At 39.8% G+C, this 14,070-nt stretch carries 18 protein-coding genes and 1 pseudogene; 14 read left to right on the plus strand and 5 right to left on the minus strand.

Annotated elements, in window-relative coordinates:
- Positions 1-99 precede the first annotated feature (99 nt).
- The 6 genes and pseudogenes from PCC7418_RS21320 to PCC7418_RS08415 all read left to right on the plus strand — a co-directional run.
- A pseudogene (locus PCC7418_RS21320) lies at positions 100-222 on the plus strand (DUF29 domain-containing protein); the annotation flags it as partial.
- On the plus strand, positions 215-1,999 hold the full coding sequence (locus PCC7418_RS08400) for a M61 family metallopeptidase (protein ID WP_015225744.1): 1,785 nt from the start codon (positions 215-217) through the stop codon (positions 1,997-1,999). The pseudogene PCC7418_RS21320 and the gene PCC7418_RS08400, both read left to right, overlap by 8 nt.
- A gap of 40 nt (positions 2,000-2,039) precedes the next feature.
- Positions 2,040-2,162, plus strand: a complete 123-nt coding sequence (locus PCC7418_RS21125; RefSeq protein WP_255348278.1) for a hypothetical protein — start codon at positions 2,040-2,042, stop codon at positions 2,160-2,162.
- Between the two features lie 155 nt (positions 2,163-2,317).
- Positions 2,318-2,884: a Uma2 family endonuclease gene (locus PCC7418_RS08405; RefSeq protein WP_015225745.1), complete on the plus strand. Its 567-nt coding sequence runs from the start codon at positions 2,318-2,320 to the stop codon at positions 2,882-2,884.
- A gap of 291 nt (positions 2,885-3,175) precedes the next feature.
- Entirely contained in the window at positions 3,176-3,379 is a 204-nt protein-coding gene (locus PCC7418_RS08410) for a type II toxin-antitoxin system HicB family antitoxin (protein WP_015225746.1), read from the plus strand.
- Entirely contained in the window at positions 3,376-3,585 is a 210-nt protein-coding gene (locus PCC7418_RS08415; RefSeq protein ID WP_015225747.1) for a type II toxin-antitoxin system HicA family toxin, read from the plus strand. Before PCC7418_RS08410 ends, PCC7418_RS08415 begins: the two co-directional genes overlap by 4 nt.
- Positions 3,586-3,619: 34 nt before the next feature.
- Here the strand turns inward: PCC7418_RS08415 and PCC7418_RS08420 are convergent, their stop codons facing one another.
- Positions 3,620-3,844, minus strand: coding sequence for an addiction module protein (locus tag PCC7418_RS08420; RefSeq protein ID WP_015225748.1), 225 nt, complete (start codon positions 3,842-3,844; stop codon positions 3,620-3,622).
- 232 nt (positions 3,845-4,076) lie between these two features.
- On the opposite strand from PCC7418_RS08420, the gene PCC7418_RS08425 reads away from it, so the two are divergent.
- The 5 genes from PCC7418_RS08425 to PCC7418_RS08445 all read left to right on the plus strand — a co-directional run bounded on the left by PCC7418_RS08425 (position 4,077) and on the right by PCC7418_RS08445 (position 6,227).
- Positions 4,077-4,739 (plus strand): hypothetical protein, encoded by a 663-nt coding sequence (locus PCC7418_RS08425; protein ID WP_015225749.1) that lies wholly within the window; start codon positions 4,077-4,079, stop codon positions 4,737-4,739.
- A complete protein-coding gene (locus PCC7418_RS08430) occupies positions 4,736-5,344 on the plus strand; it encodes a PIN domain-containing protein (RefSeq protein WP_015225750.1) in 609 nt (202 codons plus the stop codon). The genes PCC7418_RS08425 and PCC7418_RS08430 overlap by 4 nt, the downstream gene beginning before the upstream one ends.
- A 178-nt stretch (positions 5,345-5,522) precedes the next feature.
- A complete protein-coding gene (locus tag PCC7418_RS08435) occupies positions 5,523-5,726 on the plus strand; it encodes a type II toxin-antitoxin system HicB family antitoxin (protein ID WP_015225751.1) in 204 nt (67 codons plus the stop codon).
- Positions 5,723-5,953, plus strand: a complete 231-nt coding sequence (locus PCC7418_RS08440; RefSeq protein ID WP_015225752.1) for a type II toxin-antitoxin system HicA family toxin — start codon at positions 5,723-5,725, stop codon at positions 5,951-5,953. Before PCC7418_RS08435 ends, PCC7418_RS08440 begins: the two co-directional genes overlap by 4 nt.
- A 109-nt stretch (positions 5,954-6,062) precedes the next feature.
- Positions 6,063-6,227 carry a hypothetical protein gene (locus tag PCC7418_RS08445; RefSeq protein ID WP_235620776.1) on the plus strand — a complete coding sequence of 55 codons (165 nt, stop codon included), beginning with the start codon at positions 6,063-6,065 and terminating at the stop codon, positions 6,225-6,227.
- A gap of 121 nt (positions 6,228-6,348) precedes the next feature.
- Here the strand turns inward: PCC7418_RS08445 and PCC7418_RS21325 are convergent, their stop codons facing one another.
- The 3 genes from PCC7418_RS21325 to acsF form a co-directional block, all read right to left on the minus strand.
- Entirely contained in the window at positions 6,349-6,636 is a 288-nt protein-coding gene (locus tag PCC7418_RS21325; protein WP_083885385.1) for a phospholipase D-like domain-containing protein, read from the minus strand.
- Positions 6,621-7,145, minus strand: a complete 525-nt coding sequence (locus PCC7418_RS19350) for a hypothetical protein (RefSeq protein WP_051030536.1) — start codon at positions 7,143-7,145, stop codon at positions 6,621-6,623. The genes PCC7418_RS21325 and PCC7418_RS19350 overlap by 16 nt, the downstream gene beginning before the upstream one ends.
- 78 nt (positions 7,146-7,223) lie before the next feature.
- Positions 7,224-8,279, minus strand: a complete 1,056-nt coding sequence (gene acsF, locus PCC7418_RS08460) for a magnesium-protoporphyrin IX monomethyl ester (oxidative) cyclase (protein ID WP_015225753.1) — start codon at positions 8,277-8,279, stop codon at positions 7,224-7,226.
- Between the two features lie 169 nt (positions 8,280-8,448).
- On the opposite strand from acsF, the gene PCC7418_RS08465 reads away from it, so the two are divergent.
- Positions 8,449-9,171: a heme oxygenase (biliverdin-producing) gene (locus tag PCC7418_RS08465; RefSeq protein WP_015225754.1), complete on the plus strand. Its 723-nt coding sequence runs from the start codon at positions 8,449-8,451 to the stop codon at positions 9,169-9,171.
- 272 nt (positions 9,172-9,443) lie between these two features.
- Positions 9,444-10,835, plus strand: a complete 1,392-nt coding sequence (gene hemN / locus PCC7418_RS08470; RefSeq protein ID WP_015225755.1) for an oxygen-independent coproporphyrinogen III oxidase — start codon at positions 9,444-9,446, stop codon at positions 10,833-10,835.
- A 115-nt stretch (positions 10,836-10,950) separates the two neighbouring features.
- On the opposite strand, the gene PCC7418_RS08475 is transcribed toward hemN, so the two are convergent.
- On the minus strand, positions 10,951-13,245 hold the full coding sequence (locus tag PCC7418_RS08475) for a heavy metal translocating P-type ATPase (RefSeq protein ID WP_015225756.1): 2,295 nt from the start codon (positions 13,243-13,245) through the stop codon (positions 10,951-10,953).
- A gap of 491 nt (positions 13,246-13,736) precedes the next feature.
- On the opposite strand from PCC7418_RS08475, the gene PCC7418_RS20905 reads away from it, so the two are divergent.
- Positions 13,737-13,946, plus strand: coding sequence for a PIN domain-containing protein (locus PCC7418_RS20905; protein WP_235620777.1), 210 nt, complete (start codon positions 13,737-13,739; stop codon positions 13,944-13,946).
- Positions 13,947-14,070 lie beyond the last annotated feature (124 nt).

Raw genomic sequence — 14,070 nt, forward strand, 5'->3', positions numbered from 1 at the left:
TGGAAAAGTACAATTACTGAATAACGCAGACCAATTCAACTGTTATTAGAAGATCGTCCTAGTCTGCAACCGATATTAGCTGACTGATTTGACTCTTGTTATGCACTCGCTCAAAAAGATACCAGCTATAAAACAGGATTACCGATCAATCTCTTCCCGAAGCATCCTCCCTTTGATTTTGAAAAAGCCTTAAATTTTGACTACTTTTATAACCATGACTGAAGCAACCATTACACGCCAACCCCAAACCGAACAAACTCAAGCACAATTAAGCTACGAAGTTTCTTTTCCTGAACCTCAAACTCATCTTTTTCTTGTCAAATTACAAGTTTCAGACTGGAAACCAGATACTCTAAAAATCCAATTTCCAGTGTGGACACCAGGGTCTTATTTAGTACGAGAATATGCCCGACATATTCAACAAGTGACAGCTTATCATACAGAAACCCAACAAGAACTATCCCTAGAGAAAATCAGTAAAAACTGTTGGCAAATTAAGACTCAACAAGCTGACCAAATTACAATTCAATATCAAGTTTATGCCAATGAATTAACCGTAAGAACAAATCATCTCGATGCGACTCATGGTTATTTTAATGGGGCTGCTCTATTCTTTGATGTTCCTGCTTTAGAAACAACGCCCATTGAAGTTAAAATTATTCCCCCAGCAACTGATTGGAAAATTACAACGCCTTTACCAGAGGTAGAAGGAAAAACCAATACATTTTTAGCCGATGATTTTGATACCTTAGTTGATAGCCCCTTTGAAATTGGCACTCACGATATTTACAATTTTGAAGTCTTAGAAAAACCGCATCAGCTTGCAATTTGGGGAAAAGGTAATGCTAACCCAGAACAAATAATTAATGATATCAAAAAAATTATCGTTACGGAAGCAGAAATTTATCGCGAACTTCCTTACGATCACTACATCTTTTTACTCCATCAGTCGGCTAGTGGGTTCGGTGGCTTAGAACATAAAAATTGCTGTTCTTTAATTTATCCTCGCTTTGGTTTCCAGTCGGAAGAAAAATATAATCGCTTCATGCAGTTAGTCGCCCATGAATTTTTCCATCTCTGGAATGTGAAACGAATCCGACCCAAAGCACTAGAAACCTTTGATTATAGCCAAGAAAATTATACCACTGCCCTTTGGTTTGCAGAAGGAACAACGAGTTATTATGATGCTTTGCTTCCGATGCGGGCGGGGATTTATGATGCAAGAACTTGTCTCGATAATCTCGGAAAAGATATTACTCGCTTTTTACAAACCCCAGGGCGAAAAGTACAGCCTTTAGCAGAATCAAGTTTTGATGCTTGGATTAAACTCTATCGTCGGGATGCGAATAGTGATAACAACCAGATTTCTTACTATCTGAAAGGGGAATTAGTCTCTCTTCTCTTAGACTTACTTATTCGCACAAAGCACAATAATCAGCGGTCAATGGATGATGTTCTCCTCGCCCTTTGGGAACAATTTGGTAAGCCTGAAATTGGTTATACTGATGAACAGTTAAAATCTGTTTTAGAATCCATTGCAGACACCGATTTAACCGAGTTTTTAGACACCTATCTCCATACAACTAAAGAACTCCCCTTAGCCGATTATTTACAACCTTTTGGTTTACAACTGATTCCCAGTGAAGAGGATGACGCAGCGCCCTATTTAGGAATGCGAGTCGCCCAAGAAAATGGTTCAACGATGATTAAGTTTGTCGATGCAGAATCCCCCGCAGGATTAGCTGGAATTGATGCTGGAGATGAATTATTAGCAATCAATGGGATTCGAGTCAATGCGGATCAAATCAGCGATCGCGCAAAAGATTACCAACCCGGCGATAAAATTACCCTTACTATTTTTCATCAAGATGAATTATTGAATCACACGATTACTTTAGCCTCACCCCAACCTAGTGGCTATAAAATTACAAGTATTGACGAACCCTCCGAAGCACAAAAAGAACTTCTCTTTGGTTGGTTAGGGGTAACCACAGTTTAGCCTAAATCGGGTCTGCTGAAAAAGTCATCCGTACTCCGCCGTGAGACGACTGAGCCTGCGGATGACCGTTGGTGAAGTCGGGGGAAGGTTAAAGGGAATCAGTAAGACCATTTTTAAAGATCACGGCTATAGTTCAACGCGATCGCGCTATCCTTTAATTTAACTTGTAGGGTTTGCCTCGCCTACCATATATCAAGGCTAATCGCGCTTCCTCATCAGAATTTGATCACATATTTTGATCGTCATTCCCATTAAATTCCTGAGTGTAACTGTTTCAATCACTGCTCAATTTTAACCAATCAGATTAGGTGATTAAATATGACTGCTGCTAAGCCGATTTCTATAACATTGGAAGAGTTTCTACAGTTACCAGAAATGAAACCACCTAAGGAATATATTGGAGGGAAAATTATCTCAAAACCAAGGCAAAAGAGTCGCCACTCCCGACTTCAGGGAAAGTTAATTTACGCGATTAATGAAGTCACAGAAACCAGACAAATTGCTTATGCTTTCCCAGAGTTGCGCTGTACGTTTGGCGGTCGTTCAATTGTTCCTGATATCGCGGTGTTTCGTTGGCAATCGATTCAGGTTGATGAGCAAGGAGAACCGTTAGATAATGTTATGGTTGCACCAGATTGGAGTATTGAAATTCTTTCTCCTGATCAAAGTGCTAATCGCGTTACTGGTAATTTATTGCACCGTTTAAAGCATGGTTCTCAGTTGGGTTGGTTAGTTGACCCAGATGATCGCTCAGTCCTTGTTTTTCAACCGCAAAAACAGCCAGAAATATTTTATCAGCGCGATCGCGCACCCGTTTTAGAGGAAATTGATTTAAACTTAACGGTTGAAGATATTTTTAATTGGTTAAAAATGAAAGCAGGCTGAGTGGATGAAGGCGTAAAACCTCCCGCTATCCTTTAAGTTAAATTAAAGGGTGGGCAACACTCGCAATATATCAAGGCTAATCGCGCCTCCTCATCAAAATTTGATCAGATATTTTTAAGCATCAAAAAGTTAATTTGTAGGGTGGGAAATGCCCACCACATCTTAAGCTCGATCGCGCCTCCTCATCAAAATTTGATCAGATACTTTTGAGCATCAAAAAGTGAACAGCCATGAAGTTAAAAGTTATACTTGAACAAGCGTGACGAAGGTGGATAGGTAAGGGAAAAGATTATGAAAATTAAAGTTATCATTCATGAAGCTGAAGAAGGAGGGTTTTGGGCAGAAGTTCCTGCGATTCCTGGCTGTGCAACACAAGGAGATACTTTTGAAGAGTTATTAGAAAATCTCTATGAAGCGGTAGAAGGCTGTTTATCAGTAGATGTGGACTCTTTAGAGACAAGTGAGAACAGCCGAGTTATGGAAATTGCAATATGAAGTCAATTTCTGGTAAAAAATTTGCCAAGATTTTAGAAAAGAATGGATGGCAATTACTTCGAGTTCAAGGAAGTCATAACATCTACTGTAAACCCGGTCAAACAACTCGTATTTCAGTTCCAATTCATGGTAAGAAAGACCTAAAAGTGGGATTACTTCGCTATTTAATGAAACAAGCATCTCTCTCAGAAGAAGATTTAAAGTAGTTGCAAAATTCAGGGCAAACAAGTATTTCATCTATTATTTTTTATTTTTAACTGATGCTTTAATTTGCTCCCATGTCAATACATTTTCTGAATTTTCTTCATACTTACTAATGCGATGATCAAGTTTTTGTTTTTGTGCTTCTGTTAAATCAGGATAACTCTGTTCAACGGCTATACTATCCCAAATCGCAAGGACAAGATCAATTCTTTCTTCAACGTTAAGAGAGTTAATTTCGTTTAAGGTTGCTTTGATATCCATCGGAAAGAGTGATTGAGTTTTAGTTCATCCTACTGAAAAATTGTAGTTGAACCATGGAAGTGCGTAGATTGAAAATCGAGTCGTAAAGCCTCGCGTTATCCTTTAACTTAACTGGTAGGGTTTGCAACGCCCACCACAGATCAAGGCTAATCGCGCTTTACCTTAAACCAGTGGAAGAGGATATTAATTTAACTGAAGGAGCAATCATTCAGGAAATAATGGAGGTTAAGCGATGGTAACGCTACAAATTACAAAAGAGCAAGTTTTTAGTTTAATCGATCAACTATCACCTGAAGAACAAAAAGAAATCTTGCAATATCTCATTGAAAAAACAGACAACCAATTTGATCCTGATGATACCCCTGATGAAATTGCCATCAAACGCCTCAAAGAAGGATTAAAGGAAGCAATAAATGGGGAAACGATTCCTCGATCCCAAATGTGGGATTTAGCCGTTGAAAATCGAAACGGTCAACTAATTCTTATCGTAGAAGTCAAAATTAAAAACAATGTCTCTTCAGAATGGGCAAAAAGATATCGGCGCAATCTTATGGCTCGTTATACTTTTCCCAATGCTCCCTATTTTTTAATGGTCTTCCCAGAGAGAATTTATCTATGGACAAAGCCTGATAAAAATCTCACTGATGACAGTGAACCTAACTACAGTATTGATGCAAAATCAATCTTCCAACCGTACTTCGATCGAGCAGGAATCAAAGCTGAAGAAATTAGTGGACACAGCTTTCAGCTAATTGTTAACTCTTGGCTTTGGGAACTTGTTATTACTGCTGAAAATCGTCCAGAAAACCTTGATCCTTCTCAGCGTTGGTTAGTTGACTCTGGATTATATGCTGCTTTAACGGGAGGAAGGTTAAAGCACGAGGTGGCTGCGTGAATATCTATGTTGAAACCAATTTTGTCTTAGAATTAACGTTTGAACAAGAGCAAGGTTCTAGTTGTAAACAGATTCTACAACTGTGTGAAATGAGAAAAGCAAAGCTCATTATTCCCGCCTACAGTCTTGCTGAGCCTCATGAAAAATTACATCGTCAAGCAAAAAACCGTGAACAACTTCAGCGCTCCTTACAGACTGAATTAAATCAACTTTCACGAACAGCTTCTTATCAAACTCGTCTCAAGAATATTCAAGAAATTAACACTTTGCTGACTCAAAGTAATCAAGAAGAAAGAGACCGCTTCATCAAAAATCGAGAACAAATTCTTAACTGTGGAGAAATTATTTCTCTTACTGCTAACCTTTTGAAGGAAGCTGCTTCCTGTGAACAGAATTATGATTTAACCCCACAAGATGCACTGGTTTATGCTTCAGTCATCAACCATTTGCAAATTAATCAAACCCAACAAGCGTGTTTTTTGAATCGAAACTCAAAAGATTTTGATAATCCTGATATTGTTGATGAACTTGCTCAATTTAACTGTAGGATGATTCCAAAATTTGATGATGGATACAATTTTATTTCCTCGCAGGTGTCACCGTAGAAATAGATTCAGTGCTTTGTCTCACCCACCCCATCTCAAGCTCGATCGCGCCTCCTCATCAAACAGATATTTTTGAGTTAATTTGTAGGGTGGGCAATGCCCACCACATCTTAAGCTCGATCGCGCCTCCTCATCAAAATTTGATAAGATACTTTTGAGCATCAAAGAGAGAACAGCCATGAAGTTACAAGTTATCCTTGAACCAAGCGACGAAGGTGGATATACCGTGTTTGTTCCTTCTCTCCCTGGTTGTATCAGTGAGGGAGATGACGTTGATGAGGCTTTAGCGAATATCCAAGAAGCGATCGCGCTTTACCTTGAACCAGTGGAAGAGGATATTAATTTAACTGAAGGAGCAATCATTCAGGAAATAGTGGTGTGAGTAAAGTTCCCAGCTTATCATACACAAAAATTATAGCTGCTTTTGAACGTGACGGCTGGGTAAGAGTCCGCCAAAGAGGAAGTCATATTCGTTTAGAGAAGAAAGTTTCAGCAGAAAAAACTTTGAAGATTACAGTACCAGCCCACCGACCTGTGAAAAGATCGACATTAGCTCGTATTCTTAAACAAGCTGAAATGAATCTTGAGTATTTCTTAGAATTACTATGATTGTTAACGCTAATTGTAAGTGAATTATTATCTTTTAATTAAGGAAATTAGGAAGAACTAAGACTCGTGATCGATTAATTTATTGCACTGTTTAAAGCATGGTTCTCAGTTGAGTTGGTTAGTTGACCCAGATGATCGCTCAATTCTTGTTTTTCAACCGCAAAAACAACCAGAAATATTTTATCAGCGCGATCGCGCACCAATTTTAGAGGAGATTGATTTAAATTTAACCGTTGAAGATATTTTTAATTGGTTAAAAATGAAAACAGATTGAGTGGATGGAGGCGTAAAACCTCGCGCTATCCTTTAAATTAGATTGTAGGGTTTGCATCGCCCACCACAGATCAAGGCTAATCGCGCTTTTTAATCAGAGTTTTATAAGATACTTTTAAGCTTTAAGTAGATAGGGCTTTTTGTTTCAGTCTGATAAATTCTTCTGAAAATTTTTCTGCAAAAATACAGTCTTTTTCTATAATGATTGTTTCATAATTATATTGAGCTTTATTTGTCCAATTATAAGAGCCATGAAGAACAGTTTCTAAATCAATAATACAGAACTTGTTGTGCATTATATTTTCATATTCTCCATGTTTACTAATCCTGTATGTTTCAAAATACTGTTCATAGTTTAAGCCACATTTCTGATTAATTGTATCATCAACAATTATTAACTGTACATTAATCCCCTGCTGACTTTTTTTACTAAGTGTTGAAAAATTTTTTTATCGGTAAACCAAGCAACCGCAATCCAAACTGTAAACCTTGCCAGTTCTATGTGATCAATGATCTGCTGTTGAATATTATCAAAATGTGCATCTCTTGAAACTTGTTTTTCATTGATAATATTATATTCTTGTTTTAGTCTTTCTACAATTTCATTGCATTTCTGCAAAAGTTTATTTTCTGACTCACTTATTTCTGTATTTTTAATTAATTTTTGTGTTTCCCAATGACTTAAAAAAGCATCTATTAATTTTGCAACTTTATGATTAGATTCTATATCCCAAAATGCTCTTAATCGGTTTGCTTTTGAACCACTTTCATGGTTATAAAAGCAATCATATATATCAATCCTTGTATGTTCAAAAATAAATTCTTGGAATGTTCGATTTGAGAAATCAAGAACATAACCGCTTTTCATTTCTAAAAATGCCTCAAGTATATCCTTCTCATTTCTTGTTAAGTTAGACATTATTTCTTTTTCTCAAACATTTCTAAGTTTGTAGGTTGGGTTTGACTTCAATTTTACCCAACCTATCCCTACATTAATTTAATAAACAGCTTCCCATTCACTGACTGCATCAATGGGCTTGATGAAATACAAGCGCACCAAGTCTGTAAAAATAGCTGTGATTAAGGGGAGTTTCCGTAACCGTTTCAACCAACCAGGGGCGTTGCTGTTGTCAATTTCGTTGATTTTGCGATTGCGTTCGGCGCAGGTTTCTAAACGTTTGAAAAACTCTGGATGATCCACATTTAACATGACTGGGAAGGCACGTCCTGCGGTTTCGTTGGTTTTCCGCGTAATATGACGGTCAAACTCGGTTGCGTTTAAGCCTAAAGATTCATAAAAATCTTCCCGTTCATGGACGGTGAGGGTATGGGTTGCGAAAACCGTGAGTAAGAAGAAACGCGCCCAGAGACGACCCTGCCAACTTTTCCATAGTTTATCCTGCGATCGCAGCAGTGCTTTAAAGATATCACCGTGGCGGTTCTCATCCTGACACCAGCTTTCAAACATTTGGAACAGTGGATAAAACTCGTATTCGGGATGTTGTTCTAAGTGGCGATAAATGGTGATATAGCGCCAGTAACCGATTTTTTCTGACAGGTAAACCGCATAAATGACCCATTCTGGCTTAAAGAAAGTATAAGTGCGATGTTTGGTTAAATAGCCGAGATCAAGGGTGACATTGAAATCTTTCATCGCTTTGTTCAAAAAGCCAGCGTGTCGGGCTTCATCTCGCGCCATGTAGTGGAAAATATCCGCCAACAGTTGATTCCGTCCTTTGAGTTTGCGAGACAGTTCCTTAAATAGCAAAAATCCCGAAAATTCAGAGGTGCAAGACCGTTCTAAGAATTCTAGAAACGCCTCTCTTTTCTTTCCGTCGATATGCGCCCACGATTTCTCAAATGCTTCGGTACGGACAAAGTGATGGCAATTGTAATCCGCCTTCATTTCCGCCACCATCGCCTCTAACTCTTCTTTCTGACTCGATAAGTCCATCTTCGCCATCGCATCAAAGTCTGTGGTGTAAAAGCGAGGCGTGAGTAAGGTTTCCTTCATCGAGGTTTTGACTTCGGGTTGAGAGACGGCTGTTGACATAATTCTCCTTGCTCCTTAATGTGATTCAATGGTTATCATAGACATATCTAATGGATTCGCCACTCATTTCGTCAAACTTTGTAAAGAATTTTACGAATTTGAGTGCAATCTGTAATATATCACTTCATAATCATTAAATGATATAAAAGATTTGAAGAGGGATTGAACCATGAGTCATCTCGCTGAACAACTCCGTGAAGGAACGAAAAAGTCTCATACCGCCTCGGAAAATACTGCGTTTATGAAATGCTTTCTCAAAGGGGTCATGGAGAGAAAGCCCTTTGCAGAACTCACCGCAGATTTGTATTTTGTTTATTCCACGTTAGAAGCTGAAATCTATCGCCATCGGGAACATCCTGTAGTGGGGAAAATTTATTTCCCAGAGTTGGAACGGAAACAGAAACTGGAAGAAGATTTAGCGTTTTATTTCGGAGACGATTGGCAAAACAAAATCTCTGCTTCTCCTGCAGGACAAGTGTACGTCAATCGCATCAAAGAGATCAGTGAAACCCAACCCGAACGATTAATTGCTCATGCTTATGTGCGGTATATGGGCGATCTTTCCGGGGGTCAAAGTTTAAGAAAAATTGCGCGATCGGCGATGGATTTACCCCCCGATCAAGGAACCGGTTTACATGAATTTGATGCGTTTCCAACCGTGGAAGCAAAACGAGAATTCAAACAAAAATATCGCCAAGCCCTTGATGAAATTAATGTTGATGAAGCGACCGTTCAAGCCATTGTTGATGAAGCCAATGATGTTTTTCGGATGAATCGGGATGTTTTCCATGAATTAGAAGGAGAAATCAAAGAAAGTATTGGTGACCATCTGTTTGATCTCCTCACCCGTCAAGATAAACCAGGTAGTACCGAAAAAGCAGTGACCAGTTAGCAGCTTGCTTTCTCTTATTTGTCTTCTGCCCCTGGTTGACGGACAAAACTGCTGAGGCTCTTATTCTATCGTAGGTTGGGAAGCGCGAAGTGTAACTCAACAAGACCCTTGCTGGTGTTGGGTTTCGTTACCTCAACCCAACCTACGTTTTGAATCTTTTGTCAGTCAATCAGCTTCTGTCCTTGGGATTTACGAACCAGTTAATTACCAAGGACTAATGACCAATGACCAATGACTAATAACAAAGAACAAGGAACAAATAACAAAAATAAATGACCATCAAAACCGTTGAATTCAACACCGAACTTTTAAAAAAATACGCTCGTGCTTTACCTCGTTACACCAGTTATCCTCCCGCAACTGAATTAACAGAAACCTTTGATCCGCAAGCCTTTACCAATGCGATTCAAGTGGGGAATAAAAGCCAAACGCCTCTCTCGTTATATTGTCATATCCCTTTTTGTGAAACGCCCTGTTACTTTTGCGGTTGTAATACCCTGATTACGCAAAAGAAAGAATTTGCTGAACCCTATTTAGATTATGTTTTCAGAAATATTGATCAAGTGGCTGGTTTAGTCGATTCTAAACGGAAAGTCAACCAATTGCACTGGGGAGGCGGAACGCCAAACTATCTTAATTTAGAACAAGTGGAAAAGTTATGGACGAAGATGAGTGAGACTTTTCCCTTTGAAGAAAATGCAGAAGTTTCTATTGAGATTAATCCCAAATATGTAGATAAAAATTATCTGTTGTTCCTGCGGGGTTTAGGCTTTAATCGCATTAGCTTCGGGATTCAAGATTTTAACCCAGAAGTGCAAACGGCGATTAATCGGGTGCAAACCGAAACCATGCTATTTAATGTCATGGATTGGATTCGAGAAGCAGGGTTTGAAAGTGTGAATGTTGATTTAGTTTATGGTTTACCCTATCAAACGTTAGAAACGTTCCGCAAAACCATTGATAAAACCGTTGAATTAAATCCAGATCGCATTGCAGTGTTTAGTTTTGCTTATGTTCCTTGGTTAAAACCCGTACAAAAACGACTTCCTGAAACTGCTTTACCGAATAGCGAAGAGAAGTTAAGAATCTTGCGGATGTCCATTGAAGAATTGACTTCTCAAGGGTATGTTTTTATTGGGATGGATCATTTTGCCAAACCTGATGATGAACTCGCGATCGCGCAACGAAGAGGAGAATTACATCGCAATTTCCAAGGCTATACGACTAAACCTGAATCCGATTTACTCTCCTTCGGAATGACGGGAATTAGTATGTTGCATGATGTCTTTACTCAAAACCACAAACGCATCAAAGACTATTATCGCGACATTGACGAAAACAAATTTCCCATCGCGAAAGGAGTTCAAATCCACGAAGAAGACCATTTACGACAAGCAATTATTGTCGAATTAATGTGTCAATTTCATATCTCACCCCAACGGTTAGAAGAGAAATATAACATCAAACTGGAGGCAAAATTCTCAGACTATTTTGCTTCTGAATTTGCGGAATTAAAAGAACTCGCAAAAGATGGCTTAGTCGAAGTTCAAGGGGAAGAAATTGAAGTGACCCCAATCGGGCGACTTTTAATTCGGAACATTGCTAGCGTTTTTGATACGTACTTAAAACAACGGCAACAAAAAGCCTTTTCTCAATCAATTTAAGGGTGAAGTAAAACGGCTGTAATCATAGCAATCCTAAATCAATTGTCAATTATCCCCCCTTCACCTTAGAAAGGGGGGGAAACAAGGGAAAATCAATAAATCAAGTTGTTACGAATCAATGAGGACTGCTATAGACTTGATCTTCAAAGTTCCGCAAGCGTAACGCATTCGTTAAGACTGAAACTGAACTAAACGCCATTGCTGCACCCGCAATAATTGGGTTTAATAACCAACCGAAAATCGGGTATAAAATTCCTGCTGCAATGGGAATTCCTGCAACATTATAAATAAAGGCAAAAAAGAGATTTTGACGAATATTAGTCATTGTGGCACGACTCAGCGCGATCGCGGTGACAATGCCTTGTAAATCCCCAGAAATCAGCGTAATATCAGAAGTGGTAATGGCAATATCGGTTCCCGTTCCAATGGCGAGACCAATATCTGCTTGGGCTAAAGCTGGTGCATCATTAATGCCATCCCCCACCATGGCGACCGTTTTGCCTTCTTGCTGTAAGCTAACAATATGATCTGCTTTTTGATCGGGGCGCACTTGCGACATCACGCGAGGAATCCCCACTTGTTGCGCGATCGCGCTGGCGGTTTTTTCATTATCTCCCGTAATCATCACCACTTCTAACCCCAGTTTCCGCAGAGATTTCACCGCGTCTGCTGAAGAGGGTTTCAGCGTATCCGCTAGGGCGATAATCCCTTCTAAAGTGTCATCCACTGCAACCCAAATCACCGTTTTCCCATCCGCTTCCCAGTCACTGGCTTTTTCCGTGAATTGATCCGTTTGAATCCCCAATTCCTCAAACCAACGGGCGGTTCCCACCCGCACTTGTCGATCCGAAACAGTTGCTTCTACCCCACTCCCAGCAATGGCGTTAAAATTCTCCACCGTTCCCTTTAAATCAACTTCTTGCGCTTTTGCATACTCCACCACCGCTTCAGCAAGAGGATGTTCTGACTGTTGTTCCACTAACCCCACTAAACGCAGTAACTTTAACTCATTTTGATTCGCTGTTCCGAAAGTGGTGACAAAATCCGTAACACTAGGTTTTCCTTCCGTCAGCGTTCCTGTTTTATCTAACACCACCGTTTGCAGTTTATGGGCGGTTTCGAGGCTTTCCGCACTTTTAATTAAAATCCCATTTTCCGCCCCTTTTCCCGTTCCCACCATAACGGATGTCGGTGTGGCTAAGCCTAACGCGCAAGGACAAGCAATAATCAGCACTGCTACCATATTAATTAACGCGAGAGTGAGATTCCCCATGATGTTAAACCAGAGGAGGAAGGTAGTCAGCGCGATCGCGATAACAACGGGAACAAACCAACCCGTCACCTGATCGGCTAATTTCTGAATCGGGGCTTTGGAACCTTGCGCCTGTTGTACCAGTTGCACAATCTGCGAGAGTACCGTATCTTTTCCCACACGAGTCGCGCGAAACTGAAAACTTCCCGTCTTATTCAGCGTTGATCCCACGACTTCCTCACCCGCAGACTTTTGCACGGGGATACTTTCTCCAGTTACCATACTTTCGTCAATGGTGGAACTCCCTTCGATCACTTCCCCATCCACTGGAATTTTTTCCCCAGGACGAACCACCACAACATCCCCCACTTGCACATCTTGAATGGGAATATCTTTCGTTTCTCCATCACGAATCACACGGGCGGATCGCGCTTGTAAGCCAATTAACTTCCGAATCGCTGCTGAGGTTTCCCCACGCGCCCGATTTTCCATGAAACGCCCCACCAAAATCAGGGTAATAATCACCGCAGCACTTTCGTAATAGACTTGTGGCGTTAACCCTTGCTGAATCAGAAAATCATCAAATAGCGTCGCAAACAGGGAATAAAAATAAGCAGCACTAGTTCCTAAAACAATTAAGGTGTCCATCGTTGCAGCGCGATGGCGAAACGCTTTCCAAGCATTGCGATAAAACTGATAGCCACACCAAAACTGAACCGGCGTTGTCAGTAAAAACTGTAACCAATAATTATGCAGCCAAGCGGGAATGAAGGGAATATCCAACCCTGTCATCATTGGGAGAGAACCCACAATCAGGATAATTGAAATTACCCCACCGACCGTCATTTTACGAATTAAATCTTTTGATTCCGCTTCTCGCGCCACGATTTCCGCATCGCCTCTTCCCGCCATCATTTCATTTTGAGAATAAACGGAAGCGCCATAGCCCGCATTTTCTACTGCATGGGTAATGGTTTCAACACTGGTTTGTTGGGGATTAAATTGAACGGTTGCTTGTTCAGCGGCAAAGTTGACCTCGCATTCTTCCACCCCAGAGACATGACTAATCGCCTTTTCAATGGCGTTTGCACAACCGGCGCAACTCATCCCTTCCAGTTTCAGCGTGGTTTTTTCGGTTTCTAACTTATTTGTGGTCATGACATCATCCCCGTCAGCGCTGGTTCTATCTTAAAGTCTCCAGTGGGCTGGAGAGTCAAATAATATCAAATTGATCTAATGTTAGGTACAAATTGTATTGAGGAGGGGCGGGAAACGGTAGAAGGGTTAACAAAATATCATCTGCTATAGCAGTTCTAAATCATTCGTAAAAAGTTGATTAACCGTTCCCCCCTTACGAACCGGAGCGAAGTGAGGAGGGCGAGGGAGGATTAATTTACAATTTATTTGGGATTGCTATATTATTTTTATAAAATACTTTAGCATTCTATTCTTAGGGTTTGACTTGAAAAACTTAACCAGCAAAGTGAACCTCTAGAAAAATTGTTGGTGAATGCTTTACAGGATTACTTAGACAAAAAAAGGTTCGATCATAGTAAAACATGGGAATTATGCGGTAGTTTGAAAGTCACTGATGAAAATCAAGATCAGACTAACTATGCTGAAAGAATTGATCAAGATCTGTATTAAAAATGACTGAACCAGAGATTATTGTTGATACTTCAGCGTTAATTGCTTTTTTAGTAAGCTCTGAAACCCATCATCAAACTGCTAAAGAGTATATTCTCAATCATCCCTATCAGGAATGGATTATTTTAGAAACCGTATTTAATGAAACAGTTACTTGGATTCGGACAAGAGTTTCTAGTCAAGCATCAGTTGAAGTGGGTGAAATTTTATGAAAGGAACATAACTATGTTCATATTTCAGATCAAGATGATGAAGACATTTGGATAACTTTTCGTAAATATGATGATAAGAAATGGAGTTATACAGATTGTTCTTTATTAGTGATGGCTCATCGCC

Source organism: Halothece sp. PCC 7418 (assembly GCF_000317635.1).
GTDB lineage: Bacteria > Cyanobacteriota > Cyanobacteriia > Cyanobacteriales > Rubidibacteraceae > Halothece.

Excerpts from the sequence above, each read along its gene's own strand:
- PCC7418_RS08410 (WP_015225746.1), top strand. The coding sequence starts at position 3,176 with ATGAAAATTAAAGTTATCATTCATGAAGCTGAAGAAGGAGGGTTTTGG.
- PCC7418_RS20905 (WP_235620777.1), top strand. The coding sequence starts at position 13,737 with ATGACTGAACCAGAGATTATTGTTGATACTTCAGCGTTAATTGCTTTT.
- PCC7418_RS08400 (WP_015225744.1), top strand. The coding sequence starts at position 215 with ATGACTGAAGCAACCATTACACGCCAACCCCAAACCGAACAAACTCAA.
- PCC7418_RS19350 (WP_051030536.1), bottom strand. The coding sequence starts at position 7,145 with ATGTCTAACTTAACAAGAAATGAGAAGGATATACTTGAGGCATTTTTA.
- PCC7418_RS08465 (WP_015225754.1), top strand. The coding sequence starts at position 8,449 with ATGAGTCATCTCGCTGAACAACTCCGTGAAGGAACGAAAAAGTCTCAT.
- PCC7418_RS08420 (WP_015225748.1), bottom strand. The coding sequence starts at position 3,844 with ATGGATATCAAAGCAACCTTAAACGAAATTAACTCTCTTAACGTTGAA.
- acsF (WP_015225753.1), bottom strand. The coding sequence starts at position 8,279 with ATGTCAACAGCCGTCTCTCAACCCGAAGTCAAAACCTCGATGAAGGAA.
- PCC7418_RS08435 (WP_015225751.1), top strand. The coding sequence starts at position 5,523 with ATGAAGTTACAAGTTATCCTTGAACCAAGCGACGAAGGTGGATATACC.
- PCC7418_RS08415 (WP_015225747.1), top strand. The coding sequence starts at position 3,376 with ATGAAGTCAATTTCTGGTAAAAAATTTGCCAAGATTTTAGAAAAGAAT.
- PCC7418_RS08425 (WP_015225749.1), top strand. The coding sequence starts at position 4,077 with ATGGTAACGCTACAAATTACAAAAGAGCAAGTTTTTAGTTTAATCGAT.
- PCC7418_RS08405 (WP_015225745.1), top strand. The coding sequence starts at position 2,318 with ATGACTGCTGCTAAGCCGATTTCTATAACATTGGAAGAGTTTCTACAG.
- PCC7418_RS08475 (WP_015225756.1), bottom strand. The coding sequence starts at position 13,245 with ATGACCACAAATAAGTTAGAAACCGAAAAAACCACGCTGAAACTGGAA.
- hemN (WP_015225755.1), top strand. The coding sequence starts at position 9,444 with ATGACCATCAAAACCGTTGAATTCAACACCGAACTTTTAAAAAAATAC.